The organism is Paraburkholderia sp. GAS38, from assembly GCF_050434965.1.
In the GTDB taxonomy this organism is placed as follows: domain Bacteria; phylum Pseudomonadota; class Gammaproteobacteria; order Burkholderiales; family Burkholderiaceae; genus Paraburkholderia; species Paraburkholderia phenazinium_A.
Genome location: NZ_JBNDJO010000019.1, coordinates 117,844 through 144,328, shown reverse-complemented (window position 1 = coordinate 144,328; position 26,485 = coordinate 117,844). Strand labels below are relative to the sequence as shown.

The 26,485-nt window shown below is 63.7% G+C and carries 20 protein-coding genes; 13 read left to right on the top strand and 7 right to left on the bottom strand.

What is annotated here, in order from left to right; genetic code table 11:
- Nucleotides 1-7 precede the first annotated feature (7 nt).
- Nucleotides 8-703: a protein-methionine-sulfoxide reductase heme-binding subunit MsrQ gene (gene msrQ, locus P3T42_RS33255; RefSeq protein WP_429308421.1), complete on the top strand. Its 696-nt coding sequence runs from the start codon at nucleotides 8-10 to the stop codon at nucleotides 701-703.
- Nucleotides 704-724: 21 nt separating this feature from the next.
- On the opposite strand, the gene lysA is transcribed toward msrQ, so the two are convergent.
- Nucleotides 725-1,987 carry a diaminopimelate decarboxylase gene (gene lysA / locus P3T42_RS33250; protein WP_429308420.1) on the bottom strand — a complete coding sequence of 421 codons (1,263 nt, stop codon included), beginning with the start codon at nucleotides 1,985-1,987 and terminating at the stop codon, nucleotides 725-727.
- 9 nt (nucleotides 1,988-1,996) lie between these two features.
- Nucleotides 1,997-2,341 carry an LPS translocon maturation chaperone LptM gene (gene lptM / locus P3T42_RS33245; protein ID WP_429308419.1) on the bottom strand — a complete coding sequence of 115 codons (345 nt, stop codon included), beginning with the start codon at nucleotides 2,339-2,341 and terminating at the stop codon, nucleotides 1,997-1,999.
- A gap of 35 nt (nucleotides 2,342-2,376) precedes the next feature.
- On the opposite strand from lptM, the gene cyaY reads away from it, so the two are divergent.
- A complete protein-coding gene (gene cyaY, locus P3T42_RS33240; protein WP_429308418.1) occupies nucleotides 2,377-2,694 on the top strand; it encodes an iron donor protein CyaY in 318 nt (105 codons plus the stop codon).
- A 107-nt stretch (nucleotides 2,695-2,801) separates the two neighbouring features.
- Here the strand turns inward: cyaY and P3T42_RS33235 are convergent, their stop codons facing one another.
- Nucleotides 2,802-5,216, bottom strand: a complete 2,415-nt coding sequence (locus P3T42_RS33235; protein ID WP_074301435.1) for a penicillin-binding protein 1A — start codon at nucleotides 5,214-5,216, stop codon at nucleotides 2,802-2,804.
- A 290-nt stretch (nucleotides 5,217-5,506) separates the two neighbouring features.
- On the opposite strand from P3T42_RS33235, the gene pilM reads away from it, so the two are divergent.
- From pilM to P3T42_RS33200, 7 genes are all read left to right on the top strand, one after another.
- Nucleotides 5,507-6,487, top strand: coding sequence for a pilus assembly protein PilM (gene pilM, locus P3T42_RS33230; protein WP_074301436.1), 981 nt, complete (start codon nucleotides 5,507-5,509; stop codon nucleotides 6,485-6,487).
- A gap of 5 nt (nucleotides 6,488-6,492) precedes the next feature.
- Nucleotides 6,493-7,170 carry a fimbrial assembly protein gene (locus P3T42_RS33225; protein ID WP_429308417.1) on the top strand — a complete coding sequence of 226 codons (678 nt, stop codon included), beginning with the start codon at nucleotides 6,493-6,495 and terminating at the stop codon, nucleotides 7,168-7,170.
- Nucleotides 7,167-8,075, top strand: a complete 909-nt coding sequence (locus P3T42_RS33220; RefSeq protein ID WP_429308416.1) for a hypothetical protein — start codon at nucleotides 7,167-7,169, stop codon at nucleotides 8,073-8,075. The genes P3T42_RS33225 and P3T42_RS33220 overlap by 4 nt, the downstream gene beginning before the upstream one ends.
- Complete coding sequence (pilQ, locus tag P3T42_RS33215) at nucleotides 8,072-9,703, top strand: type IV pilus secretin PilQ (RefSeq protein ID WP_074301438.1); 1,632 nt, start codon at nucleotides 8,072-8,074, stop codon at nucleotides 9,701-9,703. The genes P3T42_RS33220 and pilQ overlap by 4 nt, the downstream gene beginning before the upstream one ends.
- A gap of 95 nt (nucleotides 9,704-9,798) precedes the next feature.
- Nucleotides 9,799-10,350, top strand: a complete 552-nt coding sequence (locus P3T42_RS33210; protein WP_429308415.1) for a shikimate kinase — start codon at nucleotides 9,799-9,801, stop codon at nucleotides 10,348-10,350.
- 7 nt (nucleotides 10,351-10,357) lie between these two features.
- Nucleotides 10,358-11,434: a 3-dehydroquinate synthase gene (gene aroB / locus P3T42_RS33205; RefSeq protein ID WP_074301440.1), complete on the top strand. Its 1,077-nt coding sequence runs from the start codon at nucleotides 10,358-10,360 to the stop codon at nucleotides 11,432-11,434.
- Nucleotides 11,435-11,560: 126 nt separating this feature from the next.
- Nucleotides 11,561-12,781 carry a deoxyguanosinetriphosphate triphosphohydrolase gene (locus tag P3T42_RS33200; RefSeq protein WP_429308414.1) on the top strand — a complete coding sequence of 407 codons (1,221 nt, stop codon included), beginning with the start codon at nucleotides 11,561-11,563 and terminating at the stop codon, nucleotides 12,779-12,781.
- 128 nt (nucleotides 12,782-12,909) lie between these two features.
- Here P3T42_RS33200 and P3T42_RS33195 read toward each other — a convergent pair whose 3' ends face one another.
- Nucleotides 12,910-13,287 carry a DUF883 family protein gene (locus tag P3T42_RS33195; protein WP_074301441.1) on the bottom strand — a complete coding sequence of 126 codons (378 nt, stop codon included), beginning with the start codon at nucleotides 13,285-13,287 and terminating at the stop codon, nucleotides 12,910-12,912.
- 287 nt (nucleotides 13,288-13,574) lie between these two features.
- Entirely contained in the window at nucleotides 13,575-14,297 is a 723-nt protein-coding gene (locus P3T42_RS33190) for an OmpW/AlkL family protein (RefSeq protein ID WP_074301442.1), read from the bottom strand.
- Between the two features lie 190 nt (nucleotides 14,298-14,487).
- Between P3T42_RS33190 and P3T42_RS33185 the strand changes: the two genes are divergently transcribed.
- From P3T42_RS33185 to P3T42_RS33175, 3 genes are all read left to right on the top strand, one after another.
- Entirely contained in the window at nucleotides 14,488-15,195 is a 708-nt protein-coding gene (locus P3T42_RS33185) for a transposase (protein ID WP_074301443.1), read from the top strand.
- Between the two features lie 287 nt (nucleotides 15,196-15,482).
- Nucleotides 15,483-20,186 (top strand): glutamate synthase-related protein, encoded by a 4,704-nt coding sequence (locus tag P3T42_RS33180; protein WP_074301444.1) that lies wholly within the window; start codon nucleotides 15,483-15,485, stop codon nucleotides 20,184-20,186.
- 100 nt (nucleotides 20,187-20,286) lie between these two features.
- Entirely contained in the window at nucleotides 20,287-21,753 is a 1,467-nt protein-coding gene (locus tag P3T42_RS33175; RefSeq protein WP_074301445.1) for a glutamate synthase subunit beta, read from the top strand.
- A gap of 837 nt (nucleotides 21,754-22,590) precedes the next feature.
- Here P3T42_RS33175 and P3T42_RS33170 read toward each other — a convergent pair.
- Nucleotides 22,591-23,856: a D-amino acid dehydrogenase gene (locus tag P3T42_RS33170; RefSeq protein ID WP_429308413.1), complete on the bottom strand. Its 1,266-nt coding sequence runs from the start codon at nucleotides 23,854-23,856 to the stop codon at nucleotides 22,591-22,593.
- 16 nt (nucleotides 23,857-23,872) lie between these two features.
- On the bottom strand, nucleotides 23,873-25,132 hold the full coding sequence (locus P3T42_RS33165; protein WP_074301447.1) for an MFS transporter: 1,260 nt from the start codon (nucleotides 25,130-25,132) through the stop codon (nucleotides 23,873-23,875).
- 423 nt (nucleotides 25,133-25,555) lie between these two features.
- On the opposite strand from P3T42_RS33165, the gene P3T42_RS33160 reads away from it, so the two are divergent.
- Complete coding sequence (locus tag P3T42_RS33160) at nucleotides 25,556-26,368, top strand: tyrosine-protein phosphatase (RefSeq protein ID WP_429308428.1); 813 nt, start codon at nucleotides 25,556-25,558, stop codon at nucleotides 26,366-26,368.
- Nucleotides 26,369-26,485: the final 117 nt, after the last annotated feature.

Sequence of the window (26,485 nt, the reverse complement as noted above, 5' to 3'; positions counted from 1 at the left end):
AATCGCGATGGCCTCCTCCGACACCCCAACCGTGTCCGAACCCGCTTCGCCGCGTCAGCCGTCCGCGGTGAAGCGTCCTCCCGCCGCGGGGGCGCGCTGGGTGGCGCCGGCGAAGATCGCCGTGTTCGTGGCGGCGTGGTATCCGCTCGCGCGCATCGTGCTGTTCGGCTTGACCGATCGGCTCGGCGCCAATCCGATTGAGTTCATCACGCGCTCGACCGGTCTGTGGACGCTGGTGTTTCTGTGCATCACGCTCGCGGTGACGCCGCTGCGGCGGCTGACCGGCGTCGGCGCGCTAGTGCGGTTTCGGCGCATGCTCGGTCTGTACGCGTTTTTCTACGCCACGCTGCACTTCACCACCTATCTGTGGTTCGACAAATGGTTCGACGTGGCCGCGATCCTGAAGGACATCGGCAAACGGCCGTTCATCATGGTCGGCTTCGCGGCGTTCGTGCTGCTGATCGTGCTGGCCGTCACCTCGCCGCGCGCCATGGTGAGAAAGCTGGGACGCCGCTGGCAGACGCTGCACCGCGCGATCTACGCCATCGGCGTGCTCGCGATCCTGCATTTCTGGTGGATGAAGTCGGGCAAGCACGATCTGCTGTTGCCGAAGATCTACGGCGCGATCATGGTGGCGCTGCTGGGCTGGCGTCTGCTTGTGTGGTTGCGCGAGCGTCGGGCGGTGTCGGCGCGGAACAGGTGAGGGCGTTCCTGCTTCGCGCGCTCAAGCCGGCAGGATGGTCTCGCCGGCGAACAACTGCTTGACCTCTTCGCGCGCGCGGACCACATACGCCTTATCGCCGTCGACCATAACCTCGGCCGCGCGCGCACGCGTGTTGTAGTTCGAGCTCATCACGAAGCCGTACGCGCCGGCTGAACGCAGGGCAAGCAGATCGCCCGGCTCGATCGCCAGCAGCCGTTCGCGGCCGAGCCAGTCGCCGCTTTCGCAGACCGGACCCACCACGTCGTACACGTGCGCCGGCGTGTCGTGCTTCACTACCGCTTCGATGCCGTGATACGCCTCGTACATGGCCGGGCGCGCGAGATCGTTCATGGCGGCGTCGACGATGGCAAAGTTCTTCTCCGCACCGGGCTTCAGAAACTCGACGCGCGTGAGCAGAATGCCGGCATTGCCGACCAGCGAGCGGCCCGGCTCGAAATACACCTCACGATGCCCATGGCCGCGTGCTTCGATGCGGTCGAGCACCGTGCGCACGAACTCGCCGATGTCCGGTGGCGTTTCGTCGTCATAGGTGATGCCGAGTCCGCCGCCTACGTCGATATGACGGATCGTCAAACCGTCTGCTTCGATCTGCTTGACCAGTTCGAGCAGCTTGTCGACCGCGTCGAGATACGGCGCGACTTCGGTGATCTGCGAGCCGATATGGCAGTCGATCCCTACCACCTCGAGATGCGTCATGGCGGCGGCTGCGCGATAGGTGGCGCGCGCTTCGTCGAACGCGACGCCGAACTTGTTCGACTTCAGGCCGGTGGAAATATACGGGTGCGTTTTCGCGTCGACGTCAGGGTTCACGCGCAGCGATACCGGCGCCGTTTTGCCCGCCGAAGCGGCAACGGCGTTCAGACGGTCGAGCTCGGGAATCGATTCGACGTTGAAGCACTTGACGCCTGCTTCGAGCGCCTCGCGCATTTCTTCGGCACTCTTGCCGACGCCGGAAAATACGATGCTTTCGGCCTTGCCGCCGGCGGCCAGCACGCGTGCCAGTTCACCGCCCGAGACGATATCGAAGCCCGCGCCAAGCCGCGCGAACACGTTTAGTACAGCCAGATTGCTGTTTGCCTTGACGGCGACGTGCACGGTGGCGCGGCGGCCGGCACAGGCTCCGGCGTAGGCTTGCCATGCCTCGGTCAATGCAGCACGCGAATAGACGTACAGCGGCGTGCCGAACTGCTCGGCGAGGGAGACGGCGGACACGCCTTCAGCGTGCAATACGCCGTCGACATAGGCAAATGCGGATCGAGTCATGCGAAGGTCTTATTGAGCAGGGGTGCTACCGGAGGCCGGCTGTTGCGGTGCGGACGCTGCGGCGTCGGGTACGGTACGGAGTTCGCTTTCCGGCGACAGCGTCAACGGCGTGCCGGACGTGTCGGGTACCGCGCCGGATGCTGCTTCGGAATCGGGTTTCGCTGCGTCAGGCGACGGCGCCTGGGTCTCGTCGGTGGGTTTGGCCGGCAATGGCGGCACGGTTGGCATGTAGAGCGCTCCGCGCTGTCCGCAGCCGCCGAGCGCGCAACCTGCGACAATGACCAATGCCGCTACAATCGCGCCGGGCGCCCGTGCGCCGGGCGCAATTGCGCGCATCCGAGAAACGACTCGCATGACTGTCCCTGAAAAAATGATCGTTGGAGTTTAGCATGTCCGATAGCGAATACCTGACCCGTGCCGAGGCTGCGCTCGCGGCCGTCGAACGCACACTGGACGATATCGACGCCGATATCGAATTCGAGCGCAGCGGCAATGTTCTGACGCTCGAATTCGAGAACGGCACGAAGATTATCGTCAACCTGCAGCCGCCGATGCGCGAAATCTGGATCGCCGCCAAGGCGGGCGGTTTCCATTTCCGTTTCACCGACGACGCATGGCGCGACACCCGCAACGGCACGGAGTTTTTCGCCGCACTGTCCGAGTATGCGACGCAGCAGGCGGGCGAGCCGGTTCACTTCGAAGCGTAGGCGGCTGGCCTGACGCCAGGGGCCTCGCCTGACGCAGGCGCCTGTGAAGCATTTGACGCCGCTGCGCGACGCGTTCCCGGTGCGTAGCTAGCCTTCTAACCCGTGGCCTAGTGGCCGCGGAACAGGTTCATGATGTCCTGCTTTTCCTGTTCGCCGACCTGCTCCGGTGCCGGCGCATCCGCCGCGCCGGAAGCCGCATTGCTTGCGTTCGCGTCGAGATCGGCCTGACTCACGCCGACCGTCGCCACGAATCCGTTGCCCGGCGTGAAGTCGTTGAAATACAGTTCGTCGCCGAGCGTGACGACGCCGTCGGGCATCGGCATCTTGTATTCCGGCACGCCCTTCAGGGCCTTACTCATGTAATCGATCCACACCGGCAAGGCGAGCCCGCCGCCGGTTTCCTTGTCGCCGAGGCTGCGCGGATTGTCGTAGCCGATCCATGCGATTGCGGTGAGCGTGTGCTGGTAGCCCGCAAACCACGCATCGCGTGAATCGTTGGTCGTGCCGGTTTTGCCGGCGAGATCGGTGCGCTTCAGGACATTGGATTTTGCGCCGGTGCCGCGCTGCGCGACGCTTTGCAGCAGGCTGTTCATGACGTAGGCATTGCGTGCGTCGATCGCATGCGGCGCACTTTGCCCGGCGACGAGCGGCTTGGCCTGCGCCACGACCACGCCACGCTGATCGGTCACCTCCGCGATCAGGTACGGGTTGATCCGATAGCCGCCGTTGGCGAACACCGAAAAACCGCCCGCCATCTGCAGCGGCGTGACGAGCCCGGCGCCGAGCGCCATCGGCAGATAGGCCGGATGGCGGTCCGCATCGAAGCCGAAACGGGTGATGTAACCCTGTGCGTACTTCGGACCGATCTGGTTGAGGATGCGGATCGACACGAGGTTCTTCGATTTCTGCAGCGCGGTGCGCATGGTCATGGGACCGTCGAAGCCGCCGCCGTAGTTCTTCGGTTCCCATGCCTGGCCGCCGGTTTCGGCCGCGCTAAAGAAGAGCGGCGCGTCGTTGATCACCGTGGCCGGCCCCAGGCCTTTTTCCAGCGACGCCGAATAGATAAACGGCTTGAAGCTCGAACCGGGCTGCCGCCATGCCTGGGTGACGTGGTTGAACTTGTTCTTGTTGAAGTCGAACCCGCCCACCAGCGCGCGGATCGCGCCGTCTTGCGGTATGACCGAAACGAAGGCGCCTTCCACCTGGGGCAACTGCGTGATCGCCCAGTTGCCGTCGTCGCCCCTGAAGACGCGGATGATCGCACCCGGACGGATGCGCTGATTCGGCTGCGCGCGGGGGCCGAGTGCGAACGAGGCGAAGCGCAGGCCATCGCCTTGCAGCGTCGCAACGTTGCCGTCGGCGAGGGTTGCCTCGACCTGCTTCGGATTCGCGGTGGTGACGACCGCCGCGATGATCTCGCCGTTGTCCGGGTGTTCGAGCAAGGCGTCGTCGATCGCCTGTTCGCGTTCGTCCGCGTCGGCAGGCAAGTCGATGAACGCTTCCGGACCGCGATAGCCGTGACGCCGTTCGTAGTCCATCAGCCCCTTGCGCAGCGACCGGTACGCGACATCCTGGTCAGCGGAGTCGATCGTCGTCACGACGTTCAGCCCGCGTGTGTAGGCCTCTTCGTGAAACTGCGTGTACATCATCTGACGAACCATTTCCGCGACGTACTCGGCATGCACGCTGAATTCCTTGCCGGCGCCCTTGACGGCGAGCGGTTGCCTGCTTGCCGTGTCGTACTGTTCTTGCGTGATGTAGTGCAACTCGAGCATGCGAGTCAGGATGTACTCCTGACGAACCTTCGCGCGCTTCGGATTGACGACCGGGTTATAGGCCGAGGGCGCTTTGGGCAGACCGGCGAGCATCGCGGATTCGGCGAGCGTGAGGTCCTTCATGTCCTTGCCGAAATACACCCGCGCCGCACTCGCGAAACCATAGGCGCGCTGACCCAGATAGATCTGGTTCATGTAGACCTCGAGAATCTGATCTTTCGTCAGCTTCGACTCGATCTTGTACGCGAGCAACATCTCGTAGATCTTGCGCGTGTAGGTTTTTTCGCTCGACAGAAAGAAGTTGCGCGCCACCTGCATGGTGATCGTGCTGGCGCCCTGCGTGGCGTGACCGTTGGTCAGCGCGACGAAGCCGGCGCGTGCGATCCCGGTCAGGTCGACGCCGCCGTGATCGTAGAAGCGCGCGTCTTCAATGGCGAGCACGGCCTTCTTCAGATTGTCGGGCACATCCTGGATATGCACGACGTCGCGCCGCTCTTCGCCGAACTCGCCGATCAGCACGTGGTCGGCCGTATAGATGCGCAGCGGCACCTTCGGACGGTAGTCCGTGAGCGCGTCGAGCGAAGGCAGATTCGGCGTGGCCACCACGAGCGCATAGCCGAGTACGAGTCCGGCACACGCGACGCCGGCAAACATCAGACCTACCAGCGCCAGAACGAGCTTTAGCCACAACGGACGTTTGCGCTTCTGCGGCGCGGGCGGCGGGGACGTAGGGGACGAAGATTGCATATGAACACCAAAAAACAGTCCCGCGATTATAGCCGTCTGGCCCATCGGCTTTCGGCATGCTTACGGTCAACCGTCGCGCCGTGCGGGGGATGACCCTTACTGTAGACGCTTTGATGTCGCATCGGGGACCGAGACCTTCACGTTAGCCATTCGGCCGAATATCGCCCGCCGCTTCGGCTGCGCACAATTGTCTTCACAGGAAAGCGCCACGTCAGGGTGGGCGCTGGGTCCGCGCGGTCGAACGATTTGTCGCGTGTGTCGCAGGCTTTGTGTGTGTGAAGGGAGGCAGGATGGCGATTAAAAGTACGTTGCTTGTGAAGGTGCGGCGTTTTGCTGCAGGAATCGACGTGAGTCGCGAGGCGGTGAAGCTCGTGGTGTTGAGTCAGCGCTTGCGTATGGGCGAGCAGATGCGCATCGAGTACCTCGGGGCTGTGCCGCTCGCTGCCGGCGCGATGGCAGGGGGAGAGATCGTGGATCGCACTGCCGTGACTCGTGCAATGCGCGAAGTGTTCGCGGATCTGCCACGCGCGTGTGCGTCCCACACACTGCGTTGCGCGATGGCGCTGCCGGGTTCGGCGACGCTGATGTCGAGCGTGCCGCTTGCGCGGTTCGGCGCCGCAGGCGAGCTCGCGGTAGCGCGCGGCGCGACGCTCGCGGGGCTGGAGCCGGCGGTGCTTGTGGAAGCGGAACGGATGGCGGGGATCGAGCGTCACGCGCTGGCGGTCGACTGGTTCATTGACGGCGCGCCGAGCCGTGCAGCATCCGTCGCGATTGCGACGGCGGCCCGCCAGCATCTGGAGGCGCGCATCGAGTGCGCGGCCGCGGCCGGCGTCACCTTGACCGCGATCGACGGTGAACCGCATGCCGCGTTACGCGCGCTGCGCCACGCGGCCATGCTAGAACTGGAGCCCCATGAGAGCTACGCGGCCATCTGGATTGGTGCGGACGGTGTGTACGGCTGGCGCATCGACGACGAGGCGGTGACCGCCGACATGCACTACCCGGCGCCCGAGCATGCGGATCTCGCGGATGCGTTACGCGACCTCGTCGGCGGCCCCGAGTTTGACTGTGCGTTGCTCGGAGGAGAACTCGAGTTGCTCGACGGGGTGGGCTTTTCTGTCGCGGATATCGGCGATGTGCTGGGCTGTTCCGTGCTGCCTTTCGAGTGCCGTTCCCTGGGTGACTGCGCGCGCTCGCTCTGCGCCGACCTGCTGTACGAGCCGACCTGTGCGGTGGCGTTTGGTCTTGCCTTGCGCGGGGTGATGGAATGAGCTGGATGAATTCGCGCATGGGAACGGCTGGACACCCGGTCTGGATCGGCGGCTTCAACTTGCTGCCCTACCGGCAACGCGACGCGCGCCTCGCCCGGCGGTGCTGTCTGCTCGAATGGCTGGGCGCGGCGTTGATCGGCTGCACGGCGGTGCTGGCGGTGGCGGGCTGGCAGATGTTTGAGCGCTCGCGGCTCGATGCGCAGCGTGCGGCGAGCGAACGCGAACTGGCGGACCTCGCGGCGCCGCTCGCGGAGCTGGCGCGACTCCGGCACGACGCTGAAGAGCAGGGCAAACGGGGCGCGCGGGCAGTCGCGTTGTCCGCACCCTTGACTCGCCTGCTCGATCTGCTCGATACGCTAAGCCGGGTGCCCGGCGATGGCGTCGTCCTGCAGCAGTTAAGACAGCATGCACATGAGACGGAGTTGCTGGCGACGTCCACCGATCCCGTTGCGTCCGCGGTCTGGCTCAAGCAATTGAGCACGATTCGCGGCGTGAAGAGCTCCGAGGTCGCCGACCTGCATCCGTTGGCAAGGACCGGACATGACGCTTCAGCGATCGGCAGCGGTCCGGTTGAGTTTGCCGCCCGGTTGCGGTGGGACGAGCCCTTGAAAGAAGTGGTGCAGGCGGTGGCGTCTGCGCGCGCACATAAACGCGAAACCGACAAGCCGCGAGGTGCACGATGAGTACCTTGTTTGCCCCTCACGCCGCGACCGCGAATCAGACCTCGCGCGCCTTGCACTGGATGAACCGCATGCGCTTGCCGCTGGAGGCGTGGAGCGGCCGGCGCCGCTTTCTGGCCGGATGTCTGATTGCAGCGGTCGTGTTCGCTATCGGCACCAACGGCTGGATCTCCGTGGATCTGGCCGGCGTTCAGGCGAGCCGCACGGCGATCTCCGATGCGCAGCACAAGCTGGCGCAGGCGCAGCAGGCGCTCGCCCAGTTGCCCGCGCTGCGCCGCCATGCCGCGGCTACCTCGAACGCTCAGGAGCCGGCCCAGTGGACGCCTGCCGACGACGCGCGTCTGATGTCGCTGCTCGCGGTTCGCAGCGGCGTGACGTTGCTGACGCTCGCGCCCGATACGGGAACCGGCGCGAGTGCGGATGCCACGCGGTCGATGCATCTCACCGTCCAGGCCGATTTCCTGCACCTGATGGTGTTTCTGCGCGGCCTGTCCGACTTGCCGATACTTGCCGTGCCTGAAGACGTCACCGTGAAGCGCAGCGCGGGCGGACTGCTGGTTAGCGCGAGCCTGCACGTGTTTGCCGACCTGACTCCCGCCGCGGCGAGCCCCGAGCCCATCGTCGACGAAGACATGGACGCCGACGATGAAGACGTGGTGTTCTACGACCCGTTCTTACGTCAGCCGCAAGCGGACGGCGACGTGCCGGACATGGGCCTGCTGCGCCTCGCCGGTTTGTTGCGCGACCGGATGCGCGGCCTCGCGCTGCTCGAAACGCCTGATGGCGCGGCCACGGTCGAGCAAGGGCAGCGGGTGGGCGACGATCTCGTCATGGGCATGGATGCGCTCAGCATCACGCTGACCAATCGTCTCGGTACGCGCACGCTTGCATTGACGGAGGCCTCATGACGACGGCATCCGAGCGAATCCGGCAGGCAATCGGCTGCGCTGTTTTCGTCGCGGGCGCAGCGCACGCGTCGTTGCCACCGTTGCCGGTCGTCATGCCGTCCGACGATGCGGTAGCGCCATACGACGCGCCGCCGTTGCCGCGCAGTCTGGCCGTCGATGTACCCAACCCGTTTCTGCGCACCGACTCGGCGGACGAAGCGCCGTCAGCCGAAACCCCGCAGAGAGCGACAAGCGTGACAAGCGACGACCTCGAGGGCACGCCGCTCGAAGGCACGCCGCTGACGGCAACGCGCGCCGTAGCGGCGCACGCCGAATCGCCCGCCGCCGGCACACTCGAAGGGCCGCCCGTACCGCTCGCCCCGGCGCAGCGTCTGGGCGACGCATCGAGCCGTGCGATCGACGACGGTCTCGCGCCCGATAAACCCATTTCGCTGAATTTCCAGCGCGCCGAGCTGGGTGCGGTGCTGAACGCGTTCGCGCAGTTCACGGGCCTGAATATCGTCGCGAGCGACCGGGTTCGCGGCACGGTGTCGCTGCGGCTCGACAAGGTGTCGTGGCGTACCGCATTCGACACCTTGCTCGACGTCAACGGCCTCGCCATGGAGCGACACGGCAACGTGATCTGGGTCGCGCCGCTGGCGGATCTGGCGGCGCGCGAGCGGCAGCGCTTCGAGGCGCATGCGCGGGTCGCGGATCTGGAGCCGCTCGCGAGCCGTACCTTCGAGCTGCACTACGCGCACGCCGAAGACGTGCGGCGCCTGCTGACCGGCTCCGGAAGCCAGCGCGTGCTGTCGAAGCGCGGTGCGGCGATGGCGGATGTGCGCACCAATCTGCTGTTCGTCACGGATCTGGAGGCGCGTCTCGCGCAAATTGCCGAGCTGCTGGCGTCGATCGACCGGCCGTCGCGCCAGGTGCTGATCGAAGCGCGTATCGTCGAAGGGGAGCAGGGTTTCTCGCGCAACCTGGGCGTGCGGCTGTCGCTCGCCGCGGCGGGCGTGGATGGCGGCGGCACGGCCACCGGGATTGCCGGTGGCAAGGACGGCACCGTCTACGATCTGGCGGCGGGGCCCCTGTCAGGGTTCGACGCCGCCACGGTCGGCCTGACGTTGTTCGCCGCCCAGGCCACGCGCCTGCTCAATATAGAATTGAGCGCGCTGGAAGCGGAGGGGCACGGTGAAACGGTCTCGAGCCCGCGCGTGGTGACCGCGGACCGCATGAAAGCGATCGTCGAGCAGGGCACCGAACTGCCATATCAGGCGAAAGTCGGCCAGGGCGTCTCGGGCGTGCAGTTTCGCCGCGCAAGCCTGAAACTGGAGGTGGAGCCGCAGATCACGCCGGACGGGCGGGTGGTGCTGGACCTCGATATCGCCAAGGACAGCGTCGGCGAGCAGACCGCCGCGGGGCCGGCCATCAACACCAAGCACGTGCAGACGCGCGTCGAGGTGGAGGACGGCGGGACTGTGTCGATCGGCGGAATCTATGCCACAGATGACCGGGATGATGTGACGCGAGTGCCACTCCTGGGCAAAATACCCCTTTTGGGCGCATTTTTTCGTCATCGGGCACACCGCGACCAACGCAGCGAGCTGGTCGTTTTTATCACGCCGCGCGTTGTGCAGACGAATTGAGCGCCTGCCGCAGCCGCGGCCCGCAGGCTCGACAAGGCAGTCGCTTTGCCAGTAAGCTGCGGCACGAACCATACCGGATTAGCCAGAGGACACCGTTGCAAGCGCGGGACGCACACGCCAATGTATTTTTTGTAGGGCTCATGGGGGCAGGCAAGACCACCGTGGGCCGCGCGGTGGCGCGCCGGCTGGATCGTCCGTTCTTCGATTCCGACCATGAAATCGAGGTGCGCACGGGCGCGCGCATCCCTGTCATCTTCGAACTCGAGGGCGAGGCGGGCTTTCGCGACCGCGAATCGCATGTGATCACCGACCTCACCCTGCAGCGGAATATCGTGCTGGCCACGGGCGGCGGCGCCGTTTTGCGGCCGGAAAACCGTCTGGCGCTGCAAAACAACGGCGTGGTCGTCTATTTGCGCGCCAACCCGCACGACCTGTGGTTGCGCACGCGGCGCGACAAGAATCGCCCGCTGCTGCAGACCGAAGATCCCAAAGCGCGTCTGGAAGAGCTCTACGAGGTGCGCGATCCGCTTTACCGCGAGTGCGCGCATTTCGTCATCGAAACCGGCCGGCCGTCGGTCAACGGCCTCGTCAACATGGTCCTGATGCAGCTCGAGATGGCCGGCGTCGCCAAACATCCTGCGTCATAATGCAAGCATGATTACCGTCAAAGTCGAACTGGGCGACCGCGCCTATCCCATCCATATCGGCGCCGACCTGATCGGCCAGACGGCGCTGTTTGCACCGCATATCGCCGGTTCGTCCATCACCATCGTCACCAACACCACCGTCGACCCGCTCTACGGCGACACCTTGCGTGCGGCGCTCGCGCCGCTCGGCAAGCAGGTGTCCACGGTCGTGCTGCCCGATGGCGAGGCCTACAAGAATCTGGACACGCTGAATCTGATCTTCGACGCCCTGCTGGGCGCGCGGGCCGACCGCAAGACCACCTTGATCGCGTTGGGCGGCGGGGTGATCGGCGACATGACCGGGTTCGCCGCCGCCTGCTATATGCGCGGTGTGCCGTTCATCCAGGTGCCGACTACGCTGCTGTCGCAGGTCGATTCGTCGGTGGGCGGCAAGACCGGTATCAACCATCCGCTCGGCAAGAACATGATCGGCGCGTTCTACCAGCCGCAGGCCGTGATTGCGGACATCGGCGCGTTGCGTACGCTGCCGGCGCGTGAGCTGGCCGCCGGTGTCGCGGAAGTCATCAAGACCGGTGCGATTGCGGACGCCGCTTTCTTCGAGTGGATTGAAGCGAATGTCGAGGCCTTGAACCGTTGCGAGCCGCAAGCCCTTGCAGAAGCGGTCAAGCGCTCCTGTGAGATCAAGGCGTCGGTCGTCGCGGCAGACGAACGCGAAGGCGGTCTGCGTGCGATTCTCAATTTCGGTCACACGTTCGGTCATGCGATCGAAGCCGGGCTTGGCTACGGCGAATGGCTGCATGGCGAAGCAGTAGGATGCGGAATGGTGATGGCGGCCGACCTGTCCGTGCGCCTCGGTCATCTGGACGAAGCGGCGCGCCGGCGTCTCGTCGACGTGATCAAGGCCGCGCATTTGCCCACTCGCGCGCCTGCGCTGGGCGAGTCCCGCTATGTCGACCTGATGCGCGTCGACAAGAAAGCCGAAGCGGGCGAAATCAAATTCATCCTGCTGAAGCGTTTTGGTGAGACGCTGATCGGCCCGGCACCTGACGCCGCCGTGCATGCCACGCTAGCGGCCGCGGTCTGAGCGACCCGAACCCGGCGCTTCGGGCCGGGCGCCCGGCCGAGGCCAGGGAAGTCTGGGTGGCCCGGTGCTTTCCTGGCAGCGCCGCGGCGGTGCATACCGGGTGTGGTCCTTGATTCGGAGAAGCCGGTGAGTGAAACGCGTAGCGAAACCCTGAATACTTCGAGCGGCGCTGTGCCTGCGGGCGCGCAGCCGGCACTTCCCGTCACTCCCAATCTCGCCGCGCTCGAAGCCCATCTCGCGCCTTATGCGGCGCGCGCGTCGCAATCCCGCGGTCGCCGCCATGCCGAAGCGCCGCCCAGCGCACGCACCGAGTTTCAGCGCGATCGCGACCGCATCGTCCACTCCACCGCGTTCCGCCGCCTCGAATACAAGACGCAGGTGTTCGTGAACCACGAGGGCGATCTGTTTCGCACCCGCCTCACGCACAGTCTGGAAGTGGCGCAGATCGCGCGTTCCGTGGCCCGCAATCTGCGAGTCAACGAGGATCTGGTCGAAGCCATTTCACTCGCCCACGACCTCGGCCATACGCCGTTCGGCCATGCCGGTCAGGACGCGCTCAACGAATGCATGCGGGAGCATGGCGGCTTCGAGCACAACCTGCAGAGCCTCGCGGTGGTCGACGATCTCGAAGAGCACTACGGTGCGTTCAATGGCCTGAACCTCTGTTTCGAAACGCGCGAAGGCATCCTCAAGCATTGTTCGCGGGAAAATGCGCGGCGGCTCGGCGCACTCGGCGAGCGCTTCCTCGACGGGCGGCAACCGTCCATCGAGGCGCAGATCGCGAACGTCGCGGACGAGATCGCGTACAACAATCACGACGTCGACGATGGATTGCGCTCCGGGCTGCTGACGGTCCAGCAACTGGCTGAAGTCGAGTTGTGGCAGACGCACTACGAGGCGGCGCGCCGCGATTATCCGCACATCGAAGGACGCCGGCTGATTCACGAGACGGTGCGCCGCATCATCAATACGCTGATCGTCGATCTGATCGAGACGACCACCCGCAATCTGCTCGAGCACGCGCCGGCTTCGCTCGACGCCGTGCGTGCCGCGCCGCCGCTGGTCGCACATAGCGAAGCGGTGGCCGCGCAGGCGGCGGCTCTCAAGCGCTTCCTGTTCAAGAATCTGTATCGCCACTATCGCGTGATGCGCATGGCGAACAAGGCGCGCCGCGTGGTGATCGGCCTGTTCGATGCGTTCACCGACGATTCGCGGCTGCTGCCGCCGTCGTACCAGTCAGCGGATGCGGCGGTCCAGCCGCGGCTGATCGCCCATTACATCGCGGGCATGACCGATCGCTACGCGCTCAAGGAATACCAGCGTCTGTTCGTGATCGCGGATAATTGACCGCGAGCGTCGGGCCGCGAACACCAGGCCGTGAGCACCAGCGGGCCGGACCCGCACCCAGCCCGCACAAGTACCCGCGCCGACCGTGCGGCAAAGGCCTCTCAGTCGAGAGGCCCCTCAGCTCAAGCTCAGCGAGCCCGTGCAAACAATGCACCCGCAATCAGGGCAATGCCGCCCACGATTGCAATTGTCTGCCACGGGTTTTCGTGCACGTAATCGTCGGCGTCCGAGAGCGCGACTTCGGCGCGCTGGCGCACGGCTTCGCGGGTATCGTTCAGGCGCGTACGTGCCACTTCCAGGCGCTTGCTCAACTGGGCGCGCAGCGCCGCAGCGTCGGCTTGCGTGCCGTCGGCCAGCGTGTCTTCGAGTTCAGACATCAGTGAGCGCAGTTCGGTGGCAATGTCTTCGGCCGCGTGGCGGCTATGGCGCGCGATGCGGCGCGCACGGCGGCTCGTCGAGGTCCAGGATTCGCCGAGGGCGTCTCGCGTGTTCGGTAGTGCAGTCATGGTCGCTCCGTCGTTGAAAAGTCAAAGAGGTCCCGCTTGAATCGTGCGGGAAACCCCATGCCACGCAACTTCGGTGCCACACGCCGGGCGGCGTTCCCGCCATTCAACACACGTTTGCGGCGGCACAATTTGCATCGCAGGCGGCTTCACGCTGGTCAAATTTACAAAGCGGCTGGCCGCGGAGCCCTGTTCGGGAAGCTTTCGCCGCCATACAAACGAAAATGCCGCCATGAATGCATGACGGCATTGTTCAAGCCCCCAAAACTCGTCTACCCTTAGTCTTACCGTCAGAAGCGATAACCGATGCTGATGTAGCTGACGATCGGGTTCAGCCTGATTTTGGTCTGCGACTGGACATTGAGCGTGCCGACCGGCGTGACGGCCGCGGTGTTCAGCTTGGCAGTGGTGCTGAGCGGGATGTATGAGAGCGAGACGCCCGCGAACCAATGCTGGTCGATGGCGAACGTGAAGCCCCCATTAAACACCGGCTCCCACGAACTATCCGTCGATACCGAGGTCGGACCATGCAGTACCTGCTGTTCGAACACGCTGTTGGTGATCTCTGCATCGGTGAACGAGACATGGGTGACACCCACACCCAGGTAAGGACGGAACCGCGCTTGCGCGTCTCTGAAGTAGTACTTGAACAGCAGAGTGGGGCTCCACTGTTTGGCGTCACCGAGTTTGCCGTATGAGGAGAAGGCACCCGAGCCGTCCAGATTGAACTTCGGCGGAATGCCAATCACGAATTCGGTTGCGATGTGGTCGGTGACGAAGTAACCAGCGGTGAAGCCGAGTGTGTCGGCGCTATCGAGGCTGGCTCCGGTATTGGGCAGTGTGACATTGACGGGTGAGCCGCCAACGCTTGTCTCCTTCAACGGATCGCTACTGGACTGAGGTGCAAGATGCAACCAGCCTGTCGTGACGTAAAAGCTTCCGGCCGATTGAGCGTGCGCTGCTGTCATGCAAGCGAGCGCCGCGATCCCCGTCATGGCCTGTTTTAATTTCATATGTGTGCTCCTCCAGAAAAGGCCCGCTCATTATGACCACAACGTTTGAAACAAACCATACGCGGCGGTTAGAGCTTTCTCCCTAAGCTCCGCGCGGTTTTCGGCTCAGCCGCTTCGCACCGAATCGTACGGGCGTTCGGCTTTTTTGGACCTTCGGGTATATACCAACGCGACTATTGGATACTCCAGCATGGCACGGCTCGCACGTCTTTATGTCCCCGACCAGCCGCAGCACGTCATCCTGCGCGGGCTCGATCAGCAGCCCGCATTTGTCGACGAACAGGATTACGAGCTCTTCATCGATTGTCTGAAGGCGGCTTCCCGCGACCATCACCTGTCCATCCACGCCTACGCGTTGATGCCGGGCGCGGTGCAACTGCTCGTCACGCCGACCGAAGAGTCGAGCTTGCCGAAGGCGATGCAGGCGGTCGGTCGCCGCTACGTCGCCCACTTCAACCGGCGCTACTCGCGGCGCGGCACCTTGTGGGAAGGCCGCTACCGGGCCACGGTGATCGAAGGTGAGCGCTATTTCCTGCTGGCGAGCCGGGTGGTCGAGATGTGTCCGGTGCGCGGGCAACTGGTGAGCGCGCCTGAAGACTACCGCTGGTCGAGCTACCGGCACCATATTGGACTGACGCTCGACAGCCTGATCACCGACCACCCGTTGTACTGGTCGCTCGGCAATACGCCGTTCGAACGGCAACGGGCCTATCGCGAGCTCTGCGAGCAGCCGCTGGACGAACGCGAAGCCAGTCAGTTGCAGCAGGCCACGCTGAAGGGCTGGGTCCTCGGCAGCGATTCGTACCGCGAGTGGGCGGCGCGGGCGGCGAATCGCCGGGTGTCGCCGCTGCCGCGCGGGCGGCCGCGCAAGGTCCGGGAAACGCCGCAGACCCAATAAACCGTTTCGCCTCAACGATCTGCACGAAAGCGGCATTTGCACATGCCGCTTTCTTTTGCACCGATTTTGATATGGAACCAATAAAAAATGGGTGCGATGCACCAACCTGATAATAGGGGTCGTACCATCATGTTTTATTTGCTATTCCTTTGATTCGTCGCGTATATTCCGAATTCCGGCAGTTTCGACGCGGATTGCTTCGAAGCCGCCCGCGCGGTTGCAGTGCGAACTGCGGCAATAAAAAAATGGTTTAACGGCCGCTCCGGCCCCTCACAGACGGTGTCCCCATGAACGACCACCAGCAACCGACCTCCTCGGTTCCCGCCGCGCAAGGTCTCTATGACCCGCAAAACGAGCATGACGCTTGCGGCGTCGGCTTCGTTGCCCACATCAAGGGCAAGAAAAGTCACGAGATCATCGAGCAGGGCCTGAAGATTCTCGAGAACCTCGATCACCGGGGCGCCGTCGGCGCCGATCCGCTGATGGGCGACGGCGCGGGCATCCTGATCCAGATTCCGGACGGCTTCTACCGTGAGGAAATGGCCAAGCAGGGCGTGACGTTGCCGCCGAACGGCGAATACGGCGTCGGCATGATCTTCCTGCCGAAGGAGCACGCCTCGCGTCTCGCCTGCGAACAGGAGCTCGAGCGTACGGTGAAGGCCGAAGGCCAGGTGGTGCTGGGCTGGCGCGACGTGCCGGTCGACCACTCCATGCCGATTTCGCCCACCGTCAAGGCGAGCGAGCCGCTGATCCGCCAGATCTTCATCGGCCGCGGCAAGGACATCATGGTGACCGACGCGCTCGAACGGAAGCTGTACGTGATCCGCAAGACCGCGAGCCACCGCATCCAGGCGCTCAAGCTCAAGCACGGCAAGGAATACTTCGTGCCGTCCATGTCGGCGCGCACGGTGGTCTACAAAGGCCTGTTGCTGGCCGGTCAGGTTGGTGTGTACTACCGCGACCTGCAGGACGACCGCACCGTGTCGGCGCTGGCGCTCGTGCACCAGCGCTTCTCCACGAACACCTTCCCGGCATGGGAACTGGCTCACCCGTACCGGATGATTGCCCACAACGGCGAAATCAACACGGTGAAGGGCAACGTCAACTGGCTGAACGCCCGTACCGGCGCAATCGCCTCGCACGTGCTCGGCGACGATCTGCCGAAGCTGTGGCCGCTGATCTACCCGGGCCAATCGGACACCGCCTCGTTCGACAACTGTCTCGAGCTGCTGGTGATGGCCGGTTATCCGCTCGTCCACGCCATGATGATGATGATCCCGGAAGCCTGGGAACAGCACACGCTGATGGACGACAACCGCCGCGCCTTCTACGAATACCACGCCGCGATGATGGAGCCGTGGGACGGCCCCGCCGCGATCGCCTTCACCGACGGCCGTCAGATCGGCGCGACGCTCGACCGTAACGGCCTGCGTCCGGCGCGCTACATCGTCACGGACGACGACCTCGTCATCATGGCGTCGGAAGCGGGCACGTTGCCGATTCCCGAGTCGAAGATCGTCAAGAAGTGGCGTCTGCAGCCGGGCAAGATGTTCCTGATCGACATGGAACACGGCCGCATCATCGACGACAAGGAACTCAAGGACAACCTCGCCAACGCCAAGCCGTACAAGAGCTGGATCGATGCGGTGCGGATCAAGCTCGACGAAATCGAGCCGAAGGCCGAAGACGTCGTGACGGAGCGCCGCGAAGCCGCGGCCCTGCTGGATCGCCAGCAGGCCTTCGGCTATACGCAGGAAGACCTCAAGTTCCTGATGGCGCCGATGGCGCAAGCCGGTGAAGAAGCCGTCGGTTCGATGGGCAACGACTCGCCGCTGGCGGTCATGTCCAACAAGAACAAGACGCTCTACCACTACTTCAAGCAGCTGTTCGCCCAGGTGACGAACCCGCCGATCGACCCGATCCGCGAAAACATGGTGATGTCGCTGGTGTCGTTCGTCGGCCCGAAGCCGAACCTGCTCGACACGAACAACATCAACCCGCCGATGCGTCTCGAAGTGTCGCAACCGGTGCTCGATTTCCGCGACATCGCCAAGATCCGCGCCATCGATCAGTACACGGGCGGCAAGTTCAGTTCGTATGAACTGAATATCTGCTACCCGGTGGCGTGGGGCAAGGAAGGTATCGAAGCGCGTCTGGCGTCGCTGTGCGCGGAAGCCGTCGATGCGGTGAAGTCCGGCTACAACATGCTGATCGTGTCCGACCGCAAGACCGACCGCGACAACGTCGCGATCCCGGCGCTGCTCGCCACGGCGGCGATCCACACGCATCTGGTGCAGCACGGTCTGCGCACGAGTGCGGGTCTGGTGGTCGAAACCGGTTCGGCGCGCGAGACGCATCACTTTGCGCTGCTTGCGGGCTACGGCGCGGAAGCCGTGCACCCGTACCTCGCCATGGAAACGCTCGCGCAGATGGCCGCTGGTCTGAAGGGCGACCTGTCGGCGGAGAAGGCGGTCTACAACTTCACCAAGGCAGTCGGCAAGGGCCTGCAGAAGGTCATGTCGAAGATGGGCATTTCGACCTACATGTCGTACACCGGCGCGCAGATCTTCGAAGCGGTGGGCCTCGCTGAAGACCTGGTGACGAAGTACTTCAAGGGCACGTCGTCGAAGGTGGGCGGCATCGGCCTGTTCGACGTGGCCGAGGAAGCGATTCGTCTGCATCGCGAAGCGTTCGGCGACAATCCGGTGCTGGCCACGATGCTCGACGCGGGTGGCGAGTACGCCTACCGCGTGCGCGGCGAAGAACACATGTGGACCCCGGATGCGATCGCCAAGCTGCAACACTCGGCGCGCAGTAACTCGTATCAGACGTACAAGGAATACGCGCATCTGATCAACGATCAGACGAAGCGGCATATGACGTTCCGCGGCCTGTTCGAGTTCAAGTTCGATCCGACCAAGGCGATTCCGCTCGACGAAGTGGAACCGGCGAAGGACATCGTCAAGCGCTTTGCGACGGGCGCGATGTCGCTGGGCTCGATCTCGACCGAGGCGCATGCCACGCTGGCGGTGGCGATGAACCGCATCGGCGGCAAGTCGAACACCGGTGAAGGTGGTGAGGACGCCAACCGCTATCGCAACGAACTGCGCGGCATTCCGATCAAGAACGGCGACACGATGAAGTCGGTGATCGGCGACGAAGTCATCGTCGACATTCCGCTGAAGGACGGCGATTCGTTGCGCTCGAAGATCAAGCAGGTGGCGTCGGGCCGTTTCGGTGTGACGGCGGAGTATCTGTCGTCGGCCGACCAGATCCAGATCAAGATGGCGCAGGGCGCGAAGCCGGGCGAAGGCGGCCAGTTGCCGGGTCACAAGGTGTCGGATTACATCGGCAAGCTGCGTTACTCGGTGCCGGGTGTCGGCCTGATCTCGCCGCCGCCGCACCATGACATCTACTCGATCGAAGATCTGGCGCAACTGATCCACGATCTGAAGAACGCGAACTCGGCGGCCAGCATCTCGGTCAAGCTGGTCTCGGAATCGGGTGTCGGCACGGTCGCAGCGGGTGTGGCCAAGGCGAAGGCCGATCACGTCGTGATCGCGGGTCATGACGGCGGCACGGGCGCTTCGCCGCTGTCGTCGCTCAAGCACGCCGGCACGCCGTGGGAACTGGGTCTCGCGGAAACGCAGCAGACCCTGGTGCTGAACCAGTTGCGCGGCCGTATCCGCGTGCAGGCCGACGGTCAGATGAAGACCGGCCGCGACGTCGTGATCGGCGCGCTGCTCGGTGCGGATGAATTCGGCTTTGCGACGGCGCCGCTCGTCGTCGAAGGCTGCATCATGATGCGCAAGTGCCATCTGAACACCTGCCCGGTCGGCGTCGCGACGCAAGATCCAGTGCTGCGTGCGAAGTTCAAGGGCCAGCCCGAACACGTCGTCAACTTCTTCTTCTTCGTTGCGGAAGAAGCGCGCGAAATCATGGCGCAACTGGGCATCCGCAAGTTCGACGACCTGATCGGTCATGCCGAACTGCTCGACACAAAGAAGGGCATCGAGCACTGGAAGGCGAAGGGTCTCGACTTCTCGCGCGTGTTCTACCTGCCGTCGGTTCCGGCGGACGTGGCGCGCAAGCACGTCGACGTGCAGGACCACGGTCTCGACAAGGCGCTGGATCATGTCCTGATCGAGAAGGCGAAGGCGGCGATCGAGAAGGGCGAGCACGTCTCGTTCATCCAGCCGGTGCGCAACGTCAACCGTACGGTCGGCGCCATGCTGTCCGGCACGATCGCGAAGAAGTACGGCCACGACGGCTTGCCCGACGACACAGTTCACATCCAGTTGAAGGGCACCGCGGGCCAGAGCTTCGGCGCGTTCCTCGCGAGAGGCGTGACGCTGGATCTGGTCGGCGACGGCAACGACTATGTCGGCAAGGGCCTGTCGGGCGGGCGCATCATCATTCGTCCGACCAACGATTTCCGCGGCAAGTCGGAAGAGAACATCATTTGCGGCAACACGGTGATGTACGGCGCGATCGAAGGCGAATCGTTCTTCCGCGGCGTGGCAGGCGAGCGTTTCTGCGTGCGTAACTCGGGCGCGACGGCGGTGGTCGAAGGCACGGGCGATCATGGTTGCGAATACATGACGGGCGGCACGGTGGTCGTGCTCGGCGAAACGGGCCGTAACTTCGCGGCGGGCATGTCGGGCGGTATCGCTTATGTGTTCGATCCGGACAGCACGTTTGCCGGCAAGTGCAACAAGTCGATGGTCGCGCTCGACCCGGTGCTGCAGCAGGCCGAGCAGGAACGCACGGTCGACAAGGGCCTGTGGCATGCGAACGAAACCGACGAAGTCCTGCTGAAGGGGCTGATCGAACGTCACTTCCAGTTCACCGGCTCGCCGCGTGCCAAGGCGCTGCTTGAAAACTGGGATGCGTCGCGCCGTCAGTTCGTGAAGGTGTTCCCGACGGAATACAAGCGCGCGCTGGGCGAGATGGCTGCGAAGAAGGCGAACAAGGAAGTCCTCGCCGCGTAATCCGCAGCTCAAGACGTTAGATACCCATTCGATGTACCCGCCGCCTTTGTGTGCGGCGGGTGCCGATCCCCCCACCTGTACAGATAGATAAGAGAACCACATGGGCAAGGCAACCGGTTTTCTCGAGTTCGAACGTCGCCACGAGACGTACGAAGCTCCGCTCACGCGTGTGAAGCACTACAAGGAATTCGTTGCGGCACTCGCCGACGACGAAGCGAAGATTCAAGGCGCACGTTGCATGGATTGCGGTATTCCGTTCTGCAACAACGGCTGCCCGGTGAACAACATCATCCCGGACTTCAACGACCTGGTGTTCCATCAGGACTGGAAGAGCGCGATCGAAGTGCTGCACTCCACCAACAACTTTCCGGAGTTCACGGGCCGCATCTGCCCGGCGCCGTGCGAGGCGGCGTGTACGCTTGGCATCAATGACGACCCGGTCGGCATCAAGTCGATCGAGCACGCGATCATCGACAAGGCATGGTCCGAAGGCTGGGTCGCGCCGCTGCCGTCGAAGCACAAGACGGGCAAGAAAGTCGCGGTGGTCGGATCGGGCCCCGCGGGCCTCGCGGTCGCGCAGCAACTCGCGCGGGCGGGGCACGATGTGACGGTGTTCGAAAAGAACGACCGGATCGGCGGTCTGCTGCGTTATGGCATTCCCGATTTCAAGCTGGAAAAGTGGCTGATCGATCGCCGCATGCGTCAGATGGAAGCCGAAGGTGTGACATTCCGCGCCAACGTGTTCATCGGCAAGGATCCACTGCCTGGGCATATCGGCAACACGGCGAAAGAGACCATCACGCCGGCCGAGCTGAAAGAGCAGTTTGATGCCGTGGTGCTGTCGGGCGGTTCGGAAACGCCGCGCGACCTGCCGGTGCCGGGCCGCGAGCTGGAAGGTATCCACTACGCGATGGAATTCCTGCCGCAGCAGAACAAGGTCAACGCAGGCGACAAGCTTGCCGCTCAACTGCTGGCCAAGGGCAAGCATGTGATCGTGATTGGCGGTGGCGATACGGGTTCGGATTGCGTGGGCACGTCGAACCGTCACGGCGCGAAGAGCGTGACGCAGTTCGAATTGCTGCCGCAGCCGCCGGAAGAAGAGAACAAGCCGCTCGTGTGGCCGTACTGGCCGATCAAGCTGCGTACGTCGTCCTCGCATGAGGAAGGCTGCGAGCGCGATTGGGCGGTGGCGACGAAGCGTCTCGAAGGCAAGAACGGCAAGGTTGAGAAGTTGATTGCGGTGCGAGTCGAATGGAAGGACGGCAAGATGCAGGAAGTGCCGGGTTCCGAATTCGAAATGAAGGCCGATCTGGTGCTGCTGGCGATGGGCTTTACGCAGCCGGTGTCGCCGGTGCTGGAAGCGTTCGGTGTCGATAAGGATGCGCGTGGTAATGTGCGTGCTTCGACTGAGGGGGACAAGGCGTATTACACGTCGGTGGATAAGGTGTTCACCGCGGGTGATATGCGTCGCGGCCAGTCGCTGGTGGTGTGGGCGATTCGCGAAGGACGGCAGTGCGCGCGGTCGGTCGATGCGTTTCTGATGGGGCAGTCGGAACTGCCGCGGTAAGTCTTCGGCCGGCGTGCACTTAGCATGGCGCATGGCTGGTATCGGTTTGCAGGGCGAGGTGGAGACGACAAGGCAGTAACCAAAGCCGGGCGCTCGGAAGGGTGACCCGGCTTTTTCGTTGGTCGCGGGCGGCGTATTTGCTTTGGTTTTGTTGGTCTTTGCTTGACTTCCTCGCGGTCTGTTTGCCTGCGGCGCTTTGTTTGTTGGCTTTCTTAGGGCGTTGGCCTCTCCTTGCATTCTTAGTGGTCTATTTGTGTCGCCCCTGTGCGGGGCGGCACTTACTTTCTTTGCCCGCCGCAAAGAAAGTAAGCAAAGAAAGCGGGCTGCAACCGCTAGCCCGTAGTGAGCCATCCCGGTCTGCTACTGGGAACGGCCCAACACGAGACCCGCCCTCGCATCACCCACGTTAGCGACAAGGCTGTCATCCGCTCCAGCGTTGCGCTGCGCGCCCCGCCGTCGGGTATAACGGCTTCTGCAATTTAGGTAGGATATCTAATGTCTTTTTGTCTGTCTGTGCTGTTTGCACTGGCAGGCTCTGCCTTCCTTGGCAAACCCGTCCGCGACGCACGTAGTGCGGAGTGGGATGAATGAGCGCTGTGTCACGAACGTGGGAAATGCGAGGGCGGGTCTTGTCTTCGGACCACTCCGGGTTCGCGGAAGATGTGGACACCTAAGAGCTAGCGGTGTGAGCCCGCTTTCTTTGCTTACTTTCTTTGCGGCGGCAAAGAAAGTAAGTGCCGCCCCGCACAGGGGCGACGCAAATAGACCGATAACAAAGCAAGGAGAGGCCAACGCCCCAGGAACACAACCAAAGCGCCGCAAAGGCAAAAAAAGAACCTACTTCCCATACCGCGCAATCGTGAGCCCCTCCAACGAAATCTCCGGCTCGCGCAGCGTAACAAGATCAGCAACAACCTTCCCAGACCCCATAGCCATAGCCCAACCCGTAGACCCATGCCCCACGTTTAGCCAAAGATTCCCAACCCCGGATGGACCAAGCAAAGGCGCGCCATCCGGCGTCATAGGCCTCCTCCCGACCCAAAAATGCGCCGAACTAGGCTTAGCCGCATGCGGAAACCAGTCATCAAGAACCTTAAGCAAAGTCTGCAGCGCCTGCTCGCGTAAAGTGGACTGCCGATTCCCCAACTCCGCAGTCCCCGCCACCCGCACATTCCTCCCAAACCGCGTAATGGCCGTCTTCAAAGACTCATCCATGACAGCGGCCCGCGGCGACTTCTCATCATCGATCACGGGCAACGTAGCCGAATACCCTTTGACGGGATAAAGCGGCACCTTGACTCCAAGCGGCGCCAGCAACTGCGCACTATCCACCCCAAGCGCTACCACCACGGCATCCGCAGCGAGCACCTCATCGCCACGCTCGCTACCCACCCGCACGCCACGCACCACACCACCCTGAACATCGAGCCCCGTCACCCGCGTATCGAGCCGAAACCGCACCCCATTGCCCTCGCAGATAGATCGCAGCTCACGAGTAAACCGCGCACAGTCCCCAGCCTCATCGTCGGGCAGATACAAGCCGGATAACGGCGTCTCACGCGCCCACCGTAACCCCGGCTCGATCTCCACACACTGCGCCGCACTCACCTCGCGATACGCAATCCCGGCATCGCGCAGCACGGCGAGAGCAGGCTGCGCCAGCTCCACGTCATACTCGCTGCGAAACAACTGCAGATATCCCTGGCTACGTCCGTACTCGAACGGATGACGCCCGCGAAATTCCTGCAGACAGCTCCGGCTGTAATAAGCAATCCGCTGCATGCGCTGCTTGTTCACGCGAAACCGCTCGATATCGCACTCACGCAGCCAGCGTGCGATCCAGCGCCACTGCGCAGGATCGAAGGTCGGCCGGAAGATCAACGGCGATGCAGGCTTGAACAGATATTTGAGGATCTTCGCCGGCATGCCCGGCGCCGCCCACGGCGTGACATAGCCCGGCGCGATCACGCCGGCATTGCCGAAACTGGTGGCGAGCGCCACGTCGGGCTCGCGTTCGATCACGGTGACCTCGCACCCCTGGGCGCGCAGGTAAAAGGCGGTGGCGACGCCGATGACGCCGCCGCCGAGAACAATCGTTTTCATGTCTGATCAATGCACATCAGGATGCCGGGCTCGCCGCCGCGAGCGCCTTGCCCCTGGTTTCGGGCAGGCACAGCGCCGCGGCGATGACCAGCAGATAGCCTGAGCCGGCGACGAGGCCCATCGCGTTGACGAGCGTCATCGATTGGGACAGCGTGCCGACGAGAATCGGGAAGAACGAGCCGAGCCCGCGCCCGAGGTTATAGCAGAAGCCCTGGCCGGAGCCGCGGATTTCGTTCGGATACAGCTCGGACAGATACGCGCCGACTCCCGCGAAAATCCCCTGCACGACCACGCCGAGCGGAAAACCGAGCAGCAGCATCGCGCTGTTGGTGATGGGCAGCATCGTGTAGGCCATGCCGAGCACGAACGAGCCGATCGCAAACAGGATGAACGACGCACGCCGGCCAATCTTGTCGCACAGGATCGCCCCGACAATGTAACCGGTGAACGAGCCGACGATCAGCACGATCAGATAGCCGCTGGTGTTGAATACGGACAGATGCCGCACCGTCTTCAGATAGGTCGGCAACCAGGTGGTGATCGCGTAGTAGCCGCCTAGCATGCCGGTGCAGAGCGCGCTGCCGAGCAGTGTCGTCCGGAGGTGAGGAAAGGAAAAGATCTGCAGGAAGTGCGAGGTGTCGAAGCCGCTGTCGCGCGCCCGGCGCGTGGCGAGATAGATCTCCGGGTCGCTGACGTTGCGGCGGATATAGACGATCCACAAGGCCGGCAGGATGCCCACCCAGAAGCACGCGCGCCATGCGATCTGCTCCGGCAACAACGCGAACGACGCCCAGTAGATGATCGCCGCCGCCGCCCAGCCGAACGACCAGCTGCTCTGCACGGTGCCGACCGCCTTGGCGCGATGCTGCGGCGAGCGGATCGTTTCGGCCATCATGACCGTCACCACCGACCATTCCCCGCCGAAGCCGATGCCCTGCAGCGTGCGGGTCGTCAGCAGTTGCCAGAACGAATGCGTGAAGCCCGACAGGCAGGTGAAGAGGGCGAAGGTCGCGATGGTCCATTGCAGCACGCGGACCCGCCCGTAGCGGTCGGAGAGAATGCCGGCGAGCCAGCCGCCCACGGCCGAGGAAATCAGCGAACTGGTGGCAATCAGCCCGGCTTCGCTCTTGGTCATGCCCCACGTGGCGATCAGCGTCGGGATCAGGAACGAGTAGATCATGAAGTCGAACGCGTCGACTGCGTAACCGCCGAAGCCCGCGTAGAGCGTGCGGCGCTCGCGCGTCGTCAACTCCGTGAACCACTGAAATGACGCCATGCCGTCTCCTGAGCCCCTGATCCTGTTGTGCGCGGTTCACACTGTGCGCCCCGGTGCGCCCCTATTTTACGGCTCCGAAAGACGAGTGGACCAGTCCGGACAAAAAACCGCTCCAATCGGGCAGGCGTCTGCGCCGGCGCGTCTTCCGCGCGTTCGGGGGTGAATTTCACATTCTTACTGCGTGCTACTTGGTAACCCATTGAGTAGTTTTGGTCGGTACACTCCGCTGCAGCGCAGTTTGTTTTACGCCATCCATCCGTCCTGCAGCGCAAACGCGCCTTACCAATACATTCAATGGATTTCATTGCGAAAGTCCGCTTACCCGCGACTCGTTCCGGCAATACTCCGCCGCCACAGTTTGTACGGAATGGTGAGCTTTCGTCGCGCCGTGCCTTCCTGAAGGGCTCGGCAAGCGTGTTGCTGATGTCGGGGGTCGGCAGCGCGCTGCTGTCGGCATGCGGCGGCGGGTTGTCGTCCGATCTGCCGGACACGCCGCGGCTTGCGTCGGTGGACAATTTCCGCGACATCGGCGGCGCGGGCGGCGGCTATCCGACCGTGGATGGCCGGCAGGTGCGGCGCGGCATGTTCTATCGCGCGAACGCCTTGACCCTGAGTACCGCGGACAAGGCCGTGATCGACACGCTCAACATTGCGACCGTCTACGATCTGCGCACGCCCGGTGAAATCGCCCGCGTGGCGGACGTGCTGCCGATTAGCGCAACGTACCAGCGCATCAATGTCCTGGGTGAGCTCGACCAGATCGTGCCGCCGAACCAGCAGCTGGGGGGCGCGATGGCGACCATGGAGAGTGCCGAACGCGCTTACGTGACAGGCACGGCGCAGCGGGCCGGGTATGGCGCGCTGCTCTCGCAACTGGCGAACACGGCGGGCGCGCAACTGGTCCACTCCACCGCGGGCAAAGACCGCACCGGCTGGGTTGCGGCGCTGCTGCTCAGCATTGCGAACGTCCCGCTCGACCTGATCATGCAGGACTATCTTCTGACCAATACCTACTCGGCCGCGTCGATCAACGCCGAGGTCGCCGCCATCCAGTCACAGAGCGGCGCTGCCGCGGCTACGCTGGACGCGCCGTTCTTCAGTGTGCAGGAGAGTTTTCTACAGGCGGGCTTCGATCAGGTGCAGGCGAGCTACGGCACGATGTCGAGCTACCTGACCGCGGGGCTCGGCTTGTCGCAGTCGACGATCGATACGCTGCACGACCGTCTGGTCGTCTGAACGCGCGCATCGCGGCCTGGAAAAAAAGCGGCCCGCCCGGGCAACAGCTGGGCGGACCGAACAGGGGGCTATCGAGGAAGCCCGCGCAGACTATACGTGCGCGAGCGCCGATAACGC